Annotated in this window: 9 protein-coding genes and 1 pseudogene; 5 read left to right on the top strand and 5 right to left on the bottom strand. The window is 73.2% G+C overall.

Annotated elements, in window-relative coordinates; all coding sequences use genetic code 11:
* Together G5C65_RS21085 and G5C65_RS21080 are read left to right on the top strand one after the other, a co-directional pair.
* Positions 1-104, top strand: a pseudogene (locus G5C65_RS21085) (IS5/IS1182 family transposase); the annotation flags it as partial.
* Between the two features lie 432 nt (positions 105-536).
* Complete coding sequence (locus G5C65_RS21080; protein WP_241265948.1) at positions 537-1,523, top strand: AraC family transcriptional regulator; 987 nt, start codon at positions 537-539, stop codon at positions 1,521-1,523.
* 39 nt (positions 1,524-1,562) lie between these two features.
* Here G5C65_RS21080 and G5C65_RS21075 read toward each other — a convergent pair whose 3' ends face one another.
* Both G5C65_RS21075 and G5C65_RS21070 read right to left on the bottom strand, forming a co-directional pair.
* Positions 1,563-2,693, bottom strand: a complete 1,131-nt coding sequence (locus G5C65_RS21075) for a type III polyketide synthase (protein WP_165300452.1) — start codon at positions 2,691-2,693, stop codon at positions 1,563-1,565.
* A 32-nt stretch (positions 2,694-2,725) separates the two neighbouring features.
* A complete protein-coding gene (locus G5C65_RS21070; protein WP_338146561.1) occupies positions 2,726-3,928 on the bottom strand; it encodes a cytochrome P450 in 1,203 nt (400 codons plus the stop codon).
* A gap of 214 nt (positions 3,929-4,142) precedes the next feature.
* Here G5C65_RS21070 and G5C65_RS21065 point away from each other — a divergent pair, with 214 nt between their 5' ends.
* A complete protein-coding gene (locus tag G5C65_RS21065) occupies positions 4,143-4,874 on the top strand; it encodes a DUF1275 family protein (protein WP_165300451.1) in 732 nt (243 codons plus the stop codon).
* Between the two features lie 47 nt (positions 4,875-4,921).
* Here the strand turns inward: G5C65_RS21065 and G5C65_RS21060 are convergent, their stop codons facing one another.
* The gene (locus G5C65_RS21060; protein ID WP_165300450.1) at positions 4,922-5,578 is read right to left on the bottom strand and encodes an HAD family acid phosphatase; all 657 of its coding nucleotides are present in this window, start codon (positions 5,576-5,578) and stop codon (positions 4,922-4,924) included.
* 193 nt (positions 5,579-5,771) lie between these two features.
* On the opposite strand from G5C65_RS21060, the gene G5C65_RS21055 reads away from it, so the two are divergent.
* Together G5C65_RS21055 and G5C65_RS21050 are read left to right on the top strand one after the other, a co-directional pair.
* Positions 5,772-7,316, top strand: coding sequence for an amidase family protein (locus G5C65_RS21055; protein WP_165300449.1), 1,545 nt, complete (start codon positions 5,772-5,774; stop codon positions 7,314-7,316).
* A gap of 276 nt (positions 7,317-7,592) precedes the next feature.
* Entirely contained in the window at positions 7,593-9,206 is a 1,614-nt protein-coding gene (locus G5C65_RS21050) for an adenosine deaminase family protein (protein WP_165300448.1), read from the top strand.
* Positions 9,207-9,270: 64 nt separating this feature from the next.
* Here the strand turns inward: G5C65_RS21050 and G5C65_RS21045 are convergent, their stop codons facing one another.
* Together G5C65_RS21045 and G5C65_RS21040 are read right to left on the bottom strand one after the other, a co-directional pair.
* A complete protein-coding gene (locus tag G5C65_RS21045) occupies positions 9,271-10,821 on the bottom strand; it encodes an AMP-binding protein (protein WP_165300447.1) in 1,551 nt (516 codons plus the stop codon).
* A 133-nt stretch (positions 10,822-10,954) separates the two neighbouring features.
* Positions 10,955-11,233 (bottom strand): hypothetical protein (locus tag G5C65_RS21040; protein WP_165300446.1); only part of this gene is annotated, 279 nt, incomplete at its 5' end.

Genomic DNA, 11,233 nt, shown 5'->3' with positions numbered 1-11,233 from the left:
TCAACCGCCTCAAGCAGTGGCGCGGCATCGCGACCCGCTACGACAAGACCGCCGAGTCCTACCAGGGAGCCGTCGCCCTCGCCTCGCTCCTGATGTGGACGTGACATTTGAAGACAACTCCTAGGCCGTGTCGTCTCCTGCCGGGCCGAGGCTGCCCCTTGCCGCGCCCGTGACGAGGCGCACGGATGTGCCCGTCAGGGGCGCGGGGAACTGCGCGCCGAGCCACAACGGCGCCGCGCCCTGCACACGACAGCAAGGGGCAGCCCCTGCCCAGCAGAACCCACAGGGCCAGCAGAACCCACAGGGCCCCGGGCCGGAGGCGACCGGCTCGGGGCCCTGCCGCACGGCGCTGAGGTCCCCCGAGCCTCAGCCACGTGACGGCTCCCGGAATGGCCGAGAGTGGCTGGTGTGAACGTCACCCCGCCACACGGCGTTTGACTCCCGGATAACAGGAAGCTACTCACGGTGGTGAGGACGGGCTAGCCGCGGAACGCGGACGCTGGCCGGGAAGCGCGACCGTAAGTGGGGAAGTCCGGATGAACGCGGCGGACGACGACAGCCGGATGCGGACCCTGGTCCGCAGCGACGACCTGGACGAGACGCGCGCGATCATCTCCACCGCGTACAGCCCGTACGAGCTGCGCGCCCTGGAGAACCCGCAGAACTTCACCGCCTGGTACGCCGAGGGCTCCTTCCCCGGCGTCACGCTCTCCGGGCTGAGCTACGGTACCGAGACGCTGGTGGCGCCCGAGCCGCTGACCACCTATCTGCTGGTGTGCCAGGTCCACACGGGCCGGGTCCGGGTGGTCTCGCCCGGACGCGAGGAGCAGTATGTCGGACCCGGGGACACCTATGTGCTCGATCCGCACCGGCGGTTCCGGGTGTACTGGGGCGCCGGTGCCCGGATGACCACCATCCGGCTGGCCCGGGAGACGGTGGACCGGGCCGTGGGCAGCGAACTGGGCCGGGAGGAGCCGGTGCGGGCGCGGTTCGCACTGGGCGGCGCGGTGTCCCGGGCCGCGGCCGGGACCTGGCAGGGGATCTCCGACGCGGTGCACCGGGAGATCGTGACCGGGGGAGTGGCCCGGACGAGCCCGCTGGTCGCCGCGCAGCTCACCCAGGCGACGGCGGCGGCGCTGGTGGCCACGCACCGGATGCTGCCGGGCGGCGAGCCGGTGCGGTACACCGGGAACGTGGCGCATCCGGCGGTGCGCCGGGCCCTCCGGCTGATCGAGGAGAGCAGCGACCAGCCGCTCACCCTCAGCGACCTCGCCGCCGCGGCCCGGCTCAGCCCCCGCGCGCTCCAGGAGGCGTTCCGCCGCTACCTGGACAGCACCCCGCTGGCATATCTGCGGGAGGTCCGGCTGGAGCGGGCGCACCGGGACCTGGTCGCGGCGGACGGGGAGGGGCCGGTCACGGTGGCGCAGGTCGCGTACCGCTGGGGCTTCTCCAACCTGGGGCGGTTCGCCGAGTGGTACCGGCGGCGGTACGGGCACTCGCCGTCCCGCACCCTGCGTACCTGACGGCGGGCGGGCGGGCGCGACGGCCGGTGCCGCGCGCCCTCAGCCGGGCGCCGCAGCCTCACTCACCGCAGCCTCGCTCACCGCAGCCTCGCCCACCGCCGGGTGCGGGACGCCGCTCGGCGGGACCCCGGCCCAGCGGCCCAGCGCCATCTCCGCGGTGATGCCGGGCCCGAAGCCCGCCAGCAGGCCGCAGGCGTCCTGCGGGGCGCCGCCGGCCGCGAAGAACCGGTCCAGCGAGTCGAAGACGACCGAACTGGCGATGTTGCCCCGTTCGGTGAGGGTCGCGCGGCTGAACCGGAAGAGGTTCTCGTCCAGTTCGAGATAGTGGCACAGGTCGTCCAGGATGCGCGGGCCGCCCGCGTGCACGATCAGGAAGTCCAGCGAGGGCACCTCCCAGCCGTGCCGGCCGATCAGCTCGCGCAGTGCGGGCGCGAGCATCGACATAGTGCCCGGCACCCGCTTGTCCAGCTGGAAGTGGAAGCCCGTCTCGCGCACCGCGTACGAGATCCAAGCCTCGGTGTCCGGCACCAGATGGGAGCCGTTGCGCTCCAGCCGCAGGCCGGTGCCGCCGCTGCCGCGTACCACGGCGGCGGACAGGGCGTCCCCGAACAGGCCGTTGGACAGCAGGGATCCGACGCCGAGGTCCGTCGGCTGGTACAGCAGCGAGCAGAACTCGCAGGACACGATGAGCACGTTGGACGCCGGATAGGCCGTGCAGAAGTCGTGCGCCCGGTTGACGGCGGCGCCGCCCGCCGCACATCCCAGCTGGGAGATGGGCAGCTGCCGCGTCTCCGGCCGGAACCCCATGGTGTTGATCATCCAGGCGGTCAGCGAGGGCATCATGAAGCCGGTGCACGAGACATAGACGATCAGATCGATCTCGTCGGGCTCGGTCCCGGCGTACGCGAGGGCCCGGCGCACCACGTCCGGCACCCGCTCCTTCGCCTCGGCCTCGTACCGCAGGTTGCGGGTTTCGAAGCCGGGGTGGGTCAGGGTCTCCTCGATGGGCCGGACCAGATGCCGGGTGCGCACCCCGGTGTTGGCGATCAGCCGCAGCACCAGGCCCAGTTGCGGATGGCCCGCGTGCCGCTCGCGGGCCAGGTCCAGCGTCTGCTCCCGGGTGATGACATGGTCGGGCACGGCGATGGCGGGACGGCAGAGTGTGGGCATGTCAATGAGGGAGGCCCGGGATCCGGCCGCCGTCACCAGCGCACCGGGAGCGCGAGCGGATGACGCCAGATGGACGTCGTGTTCCACCGCACGTCGGCGGCCGGAACGGCGAGCCGGAGACCGGGGAACCGGGACAGCAGCGCTTCCAGGGCCGCCAGCAGCTCCATCTCCGCCAGCGGCGCCCCCAGGCAGTGGTGGGCGCCCCAGCCGAAGGTCATATGCGGGACGGACGGCCGGTCCAGGTCCACCGTGTGCGGATCGGGGAACTTCTCCGCGTCCCGGTTGGCCGTGAGATAGGAGACGTGCACCATCTCGCCGGCGCGGATGGTCACCCCGCCCAGCTCCACATCCTCGGTGGCGACGCGGGGGATGCCCACGCCCTTGCGGAACGGGATGTACCGCAGCATCTCCTGTACCGCGCGCGGCAGCCGCTCGGGCCGCTCCCGCACGGCGGTCATCAGCTCCTCCCGGGTGAGCAGCAGATAGCAGAGGTTGGCGATCTCGTAGGTGGTGGTGTCCTGGCCGGTGATGAGCAGCACCATGGCCATCACCGCCAGCTCGTCGTCGTCGAGCAGGTCCGCGCCTTCCCGCGCGGTGGCCAGGGAGCTGATCAGATCCGTGCCCGGCGCGCGGCGGCGGCGCGCGGTGAGCTCCGTGAAGTAGCCGCGCAGCTCGGCCTTGGCGCGGATGGCCGCCTCCTTGCCGGCGGCGCCGATGTTCATCATCGTCAGCGCGTTCTGCCGCAGGCGCAGGCGGTCCGGCTCCGGGATGTCCAGGACCTCGCAGATGGTGTGCAGCGGGAGCGGCGAGGCGAGGTGGGCGAAGAGGTCGGGCTCCTCGGATCCGGCCATGCTGGTGAGGAGTTCGTCCACGACGCGCTCGGTGCGCACCCGCATCCGCGCCACGTGCGCGGGCGCGAAGCCCTTCGCCACCAGTCTGCGCAGCCGGCTGCTGGCCGGCGGGTCCATCAGGTTGATGGCCTCGGACTGCACGATGGGCTCAGGGGTCATCCGCGGGAAGTCGCGGCCCGCGACGGCGCTGCGGCTGAAGCGCCGGTCCGTGGTCACGGTGCGTACGTCCTCGTAGCGCGTGACGAGCCAGGCTTCGCCCTCGCCGTACGACATTCTGATCCGGGCGATGGGGCGTTCCTCCAGAAGCCTTCTCAACTGCGGGTCGAACTCCAGGGCCTGTGCGAAGTCGAACGGGCACGACCATGCTTCCTCTGCTGTTTCCACGCGTCATTCCGTTCCCTGGCGGAATGCGGTGCATACGCGTATATCGGGCAATTAACCGTTTCGAGCGAGCGCGCGAAGGTATGCCGGTGGTGCAGCAACTGCCCGCTGTATACCGGTACGCCAGGTACGCGGACGGTTGTGAGGTACGTCGCTGTGTGCGCGGTCGCGGGTGTGTCGGGGCGGTGCCGCGCCCGGCGGCGGCGACACTGACCGGGTGAAACGATCAACCGACGCGAGTGAGACGGGCGGCACCGGCGCGGCACCGGCGCAGCGCTACGCGGTACGGGCCGCGCTGGTACTGACGGCGCTCGCCGGAGCGGTGGACGCGGCGGTGTATCTGAGCCTCGGGCGGGTGTTCATCGCCAACCAGACCGGCAACGGCGTGCTCCTCGCCCTCGGCGCGGTCACCCGGCTGCACCCGGGCGAGGAGGCGAACGCCGACGCGGTCGCGGGCCCCGCGGTCTCGCTGCTCGGCTTCTGCCTCGGCGCGATCGCCGCCGGACTGCTGACGCGGCACGCGCCGCACCTGTGGCGGCTGTTCGTCGCGCAGGCCCTGCTGCTCGCGGCCACCGCAGCGCTGCCGGGCCCGGAGCTGCCGCGTATCGGCGTGGTCGCCGCCGCGATGGGCGTGCAGAGCGTGCTCGGGCTGCGGCTCGGAGTGCGGGGCGTGACGACCACGGTGGTCACCGGAACGCTCGCCTCGCTCTTCAGCCGCGCCACCGCCGCACCCCGCGCCCACGGTGACGGTGACGGCGGTCCGGGCGCGGGGCTGTTCGGACTGGTCTGGGTGATGTACGTGGCAGGGGCGGCACTCGGCGCCGCGGGGGCGCTCGCCTGGTCGTTCACGGTGGTGAGCGGGTGCGCGGCGGGCGTGGCCGCGGTGCTGGCCGCGCTCGCGGTGGCACGTGCGCGGGGTTGGCGCCGCCACGGCCGCTCGCGGAGCTGAAGCGGGATCCGCGCGGGCGCGGCGGCGGGCCCTGCCCCGGGGCACTGTCAGGAGAGCTGCCCGTCGTAGTCGGGCAGCTTGAACGTGCGCTCGGCGTGCCCGCCGACCAGATCGGTCTGCCGGTTGCCGACGCTGGCGATGACGGTGTAGCCCTTGGACTCGATGTCCGCGCGGCTCTCCGTCTTGTAGGCGCTGACCTCGTCGAAGAGGTCGGGCAGGGACCGTACGTACAGGCCGTCCACCGCGTAGCCCTCGGAGACGAGGTTGGACTTGGTCAGGGACTTGATGATGCCGGGGCGCGCGGTGACGAAGAAGACGGAGACGCCGCGGGACTTGGCGTACTGCGCCAGCTCCAGCGAGGGCCGGACGGCCGGGGTCGGCAGCTGCCACCACGGGTGGAAGTCCGTCTCCAGGGTGGTGTTGTCCACGTCGAAGACGATGGCGAGCCTCTCGCCGTCCGCGTGCGCGGTGCGCTGCCGCACATAGGGGCGGGCGCGGTCGACGACGGCGCGTACGTCGCGCTGCCAGGTGGCGTAGTCGACGTCCGCCGCCGCCCGGAGGGAGGCCGCGCTCGCGGGCGCGCTCGGCGCCGGGGCCGCCTCCGCGCGCGCGGAGGCGGTGGATATCGCCGTCGCCCCCAGGCTCAGCGCCACCACGACCGCGCCCGCTCCGATCCGCTGCCGCACCCCGCGTCGCTGCGCCATGCCGGCGTCCCCTCTCTGCTGTCCTGGTTCCCTGGTCCGCTGGTTCCCCGTCGGAGGGGCCCATGGTCACAGCGCGGGGTGGAGCCGAGGCGGCGTTCTTATTACCGTCTGGTAGACGAACGGCGGCGGAACGGAGGGCTGCGTCGCCGGGGCGGTCTTGCGCCCGGTGGTGCGATGCGGTGCCCTGAATCTCATGGGGAAGAGGAGCATGGCCATGCTGATCGCCGCCCTGGTCGCCGGATCCCTGCTGACGGGTGCGCCGCCCTCCCGGGCCTCCGCCGCGGGGGCCGCACCCGACCGGGCCTCGCCCCCGGGTCTGCCGTGGATCGATCTCGACACGGTGACGATCCCCGAGCTGCGGGCGCGCATGGCGGACGGCTCGCTGACGGCCTCGGCGCTGACCCGCGCGTATCTGTGGCGGATCAGAGCCGTCGACCCGAAGATCGGCGCGGTGCTCCGCACCAATCCGAGGGCCCTGCGCGAGGCTGCCGCCAGCGACGCCCGCCACCGGCGCGGCGCGGCCCGCGGCCCCCTCGACGGCATACCCGTGCTGCTCAAGGACAACGTGAACACCCGCGACCTGCCGACGACGGCCGGCTCGCCGGCCCTGGCGGGGCGCCCGCCGCACACCGACGCCCCGCTGGTGACCCGGCTGCGCGACGCGGGCGCGGTGATCCTCGGCAAGGCCAACCTGTCGGAGTGGGCGAACTTCCGGGCGGCGAAGCCGACCTCGGGGTGGTCGGCGGTCGGCGGCCACACCCGCAACCCGTACGTACTCGACCGCAACCCGTGCGGCTCGTCCTCCGGTTCGGCCGCCGGGCTCGCCGCCTCGCTGTCCCAGGTGGCGATCGGCACCGAGACGGACGGCTCCATCGTGTGCCCCGCCGGGATGAACGGGGTGGTCGGCCTCAAGCCCAGCCTGGGGCTGGTCAGCCAGGAGGGAGTGGTGCCCATCTCCGCCGAGCAGGACACCGCGGGCCCCATGGCGCGCAACGTGACCGACACCGCGCTCACCCACGCGGTGCTCACCGGCGCAGATCCGGCGGCCCGCCCCGGCGGCGGCCTGCGCGGCAAGCGCATCGGACTGTGGCGGCTCCCCTCGCTGGGCCCGGAGGTGGACGCGCTGATGCGGCGCACGGCCGGCGAGCTGCGCGCGGCGGGTGCCGAGGTCGTCGAGGTGACGCCGCCGCACCAGGAGCGGCTGGCCGAGCTGGAGTTCCCGGCGCTGCTGAGCGAGTTCCACCGGGACATCGACGCCTACCTCGCCACCCGGCACGGCCCCCGGAACCTCGCCGAGCTCGCCGAGTTCACCCGTACCCACCCGGCCGAGCGGACCTGCTTCGCGGGCCTGGAGCTGTTCGAGCAGGCCCTGGCCGCGCCGCCCACGACCGATCCGGACTACCGGGCGAAGCGCGCCGAGCTGAAGAACCTCTCCCGGCGCTCCATCGACGAGACGATGGCCGCCCACCGCCTCGACGCCATCGCCGCGCCGACCAACCCGCCCGCCTGGAAGACGGACTGCGCCCGCGGCGACAACGATGTGATCCCGTCCTCCACCCCCGCGGCCGTGGCCGGGTACCCCTCGCTCTCGGTGCCCGCCGGATTCGTCGACGAGCTGCCGGTGGGGCTGCTGCTGATGGCTGGTGACCGGGAGGACGGGGAGCTGTTGTCCCTCGGTGCCGCGGTGGAGCGGAAGCTGGACGCATGGCGGGCGCCCCGGTACCTACCTGGCTCCTAGGGGGTGTTTCGAAAGCCCCGCACGCCACCTGGAACGCCCGGCACGTGCTCTCGCCGCACCGGCCGAAAGCCCGAGTACGCCCAGTACGAGGGCTTTCACCCGGCACGCCGAGAGCACGCACCGGACGCCCCATGCGCCGCACGGGGCTTTCGAAACACCCCCTGGACCGCTGGTTCCGGGCTGCTCCTGCGGGGCACATCTCTGCATCACTCGAACGGGTGATTGGTGGCTGAAGTGCGGTCCCCGTGCTGTGGTGCTGGCGATCATGAGCCGGTGATGTCCGAACACCGTCATACCGCGCGCCGCGGCCGGAGCCTCCTTCCGGTCGCCCTCGGCGCCCTCATCCTGCTGCCACTGTCCGCGCTGCCCGCCCAGGCGGACCCCGCCGGGCCCTCCCGCGACGCGCCCGCGCCCGCGCCGCGTGCGACGACCGGCGCCGAGGCCGGCACGGCGGCCCATCTGCGCGCCATCCGGGACGATCCCCGGCGGCTGGACCGCTTCTTCAGGGCGCTCCCCAAGGGCGGGGAGCTGCACAACCACCTCTCCGGCGCCGCCTCCACCGAGTATCTGATCGAGCTGGCCGCCGGGGACGGGCTGTGCATCGAGAAGGAGACCATGACGGCCGTCGAGCCGCCCTGCGGGCCGGACGCCCGTCCCGCAGCGGACGCGCGGACCGACCGCGAATTCCACGACGCGCTCGTGCGCGCGTGGTCCATGGAGGACTTCCCCGCCGACGGGAACGGCCACGACCACTTCTTCGCCGCCTTCGGGAAGTTCGGCGAGGTGACCTGGCGGCACCCCGGCAAGCTGCTCGCGAACGTCGCCGACAGCGTGGCCGAGCAGAACCAGTTCTATCTGGAGACGATGGCCACCCCGGCGTCCGAGAGCGGGAAGAAGCTCGCCGCCGCCGTCGGCTGGGACCCCGACCTGGCGCGGCTGCACCGCAAACTCGTCGCGGGCGGCAAGCTGGACAAGCTGGTCGCCGAGGCCCGCGGCGAGGCGGACGCCACCGGCGCGGAGTTCCGCGAGACCGCGCGCTGCGGCACCGGCCGCGCGCGGCCCGGCTGCAAGCTGACGGTCCGCTGGATCTCGCAGGTCTCCCGCGCCAGTTCGAAGGAGCGCGTCTTCACGCAGATGGCGCTCGGTATGCGGCTGGCCGAGCGCGACGGGCGCTTCGCCGCCGTCAACCTCGTCCAGCCCGAGGACGCGGAGAGCTCGCTGGAGAACTACCGCCTCCAGATGCGGATGCTGAAGTATCTGCGCGGGGTGTACCCGAAGGCGCACGTCACCCTGCACGCGGGGGAGCTGTGGCCCGGCCTGGTCAAGCCCGAGCATCTGAAGTTCCACATCAAGGAGGCCGTCGGCGTGGCCGGTGCCGAGCGGATCGGGCACGGCGTCGACCTCGAACACGAAGACGACTGGCAGCGCACCGCCCGCACCATGGCGGACCGCGAGGTCGCCGTCGAGGTGCCGTTCACCAGCAACGCCCAGATCCTCGGAGTCAAGGGCGACGACCATCCGTTCGCCACCTACCGGGCCCACGGCGTCCCCGTCGTGCTGGCCACCGACGACCCCGGCGTCTCCCGGATCGACATCAGCCACGAGTACCGGTACGCGGCCCGGACGTACGGGCTGTCCTACCCCGAGCTGAAGGACCTCGCGCGGGCGTCCCTGGAGTACGCCTTCCTGCCCGGCCGGAGCCTGTGGCGCGGCAATCCCACGCGGGACGGATACGCCCCCACCGGCGCGTGCCGCGGCACGCCGCCCGGGGCGCAGGAGCCCCGTCCGCAGTGCCGCCGGCTGCTGAAGGCCAGCCCGAAGGCGGCGGCGCAGTGGCGCCAGGAGGCCGCCTACCGCGACTTCGAGCGCACGTTCGGCGGAGCTCGCTGAGGCAGGGGCCGCGCCCCTCCGGCCGACGGGGCCGGGCCGCGAGGTGCGGCCCGGCCCCCTCGGGTCAGCCGCCGTACGCGGCGCGGAGCCGCTTCTTGTCCGGTTTGCCCAGGGGCGTCAGCGGGATGTCCCGGACGGGGTGCAGCCGGTCCGGGGCGTACATGGCGCCCTTCCGGTCCGTGACGTACGCGCGCAGCAGGTCGGGTTCCAGGCGGTGCCCCGGGGACGGGACCACCGCGACGTGCACCTCCTCGCCGGCGTCGGCCCGCCGCACGCCGAACGCGGCGCACCGGCCGACGGCCGGGTGCGTGAGCAGCAGGTCCTCCAGCTCGCTGGTGTACACATGGCCGCCGACCACGACGATCATGTCCTTGACGCGGTCGACGAGGTAGACATAGCCCTCCTCGTCCGTATAGCCCACGTCCCCGGTGTGCACCCAGCCGTCGCGCAGGACCCCGGCGGTCACTCCGGGCTGCTTCCAGTAGCCGGCCATCGCCTGCGCCGAGCGGACCCGGAGCTCGCCCGTCCGGCCGGGGCCCAGCCGGTTGCCTTCGGCGTCGTGGATCGCGATCTCCACCCCGGGCACCGGACGTCCGACCGTGGCCTGCCCCTCCTCCGGCATGTCCTTGTGCTCGTCCGGGCCGATCGCGGTGATGTGGCCCGCCTCGGACTGCCCGTAGCCGCCGAAGAGGACCGGGCCGAACACCTCGTAGGCGTGGCGGAGCCGGGTCGGGGAGGCCGCGCAGCCGCCGTAGGTGACGCGGTGCACGCTGCTGAGGTCGGTGCGGGGGAGCGCGGGGCTGTCGAGGAGCTGGTAGAGCAGCGGCGGCAGCAGCCACAGATGGGTGATCCGCTCCCGCTCGACCGTGCCGAGCACGGCGTCGGGGTCGAAGTCGCGGTGCAGCACCACGGAGCCGCCGGCCAGCAGCGTCGCGTCGGCGATGTTGCCCGCGACATGGGCGAGGGTGGTGCAGGCGAGGAAGCGCGGCGGCTCGCCCGCGAAGACGGAGCCGAGGGCGAGCACGTCCTGGTACGGGCCGTGCGCCATCCGCACGCCCTTGGGGACACCGGTGGTCCCTCCCGTGTGGCGTATGCACCAGTCGTCCCCGGGCCGTGCCGCGCCGGGCACCGGGAGGGGGGAGTGCACCGCGGCGTACCCGGGCAGGTCCGGGCCGAACGCGCCCGGGGCGAGCGCCAGCAGCCGCGGCGGCCGGTGGTGGGCCAGCAGCTGCTCGGCCGAGTGGCGCAACTCGGGGTCGACGAGCAGCAGTTCGGTCTCGACGCTCGCCACCAGGTGGGCGAGCGTGGCCGGAGCCATGCCCTGGTAGAGGGAGACGACGCGGGCGCCCAGCAGATTCGCCGCGTACCGCGCGGCGAGCACCTCCGGCCGGTTGCCCGCGAGCAGGGACACGGTGCTGCCCCGCCCGATGCCCCGGTCGGCCAGCTCCGCCGCGTACCGGTACACATCGTCGCGCAGCTCGCCGGCGCGGATGTGTCTGCCGTCGGCGGTGGTGAGGACGGCGCGGTCCGGGGTGCGGTCGAGGACGGTGAGGATCGCCTCGACATAGCTCTCGAACTGGGCGCTGTCAGAGGACGCAGGGGACGTGGGGGTCATAGGGGATTCCTCCCTACTTATATGCCTATTGCAGCTATTGCATGTATAGGGACGCTAGTGGGGTGCCGTCGGACGGAGGTTTACTGCGGGTGAACGCCGGGTGAGGGGTCCTGCGGTCTGCGGAACGGCGCGTTCAGCGACAGTCGCCGTTGCGCAGCGCGTCGAACGCGGCTCTCAGCTGCCGCACGATCGACGCGGGGGTGCGCTCCGCCTCGGGGAGCGCGGACTGCGCCAGGACCGCGCTGCGCAGCGCGGCGACGGAGGCGCGGGCGAGCACCGAGCAGCGCAGATCGCGCACGACGTCGTCGTCCGTGCCGCGCCGGCGTGCCGGGGCCTGGTCCGGGGCGTCCCGGGACACGGTGCTGCCCCGCCCGATGCCCCGGTCGGCCAGCTCCGCCGCGTACCGGTACAC

Source organism: Streptomyces boncukensis, assembly GCF_011045075.1.
Taxonomy (GTDB): domain Bacteria; phylum Actinomycetota; class Actinomycetes; order Streptomycetales; family Streptomycetaceae; genus Streptomyces; species Streptomyces boncukensis.
This window is presented reverse-complemented; position numbering and strand designations above follow the sequence as displayed.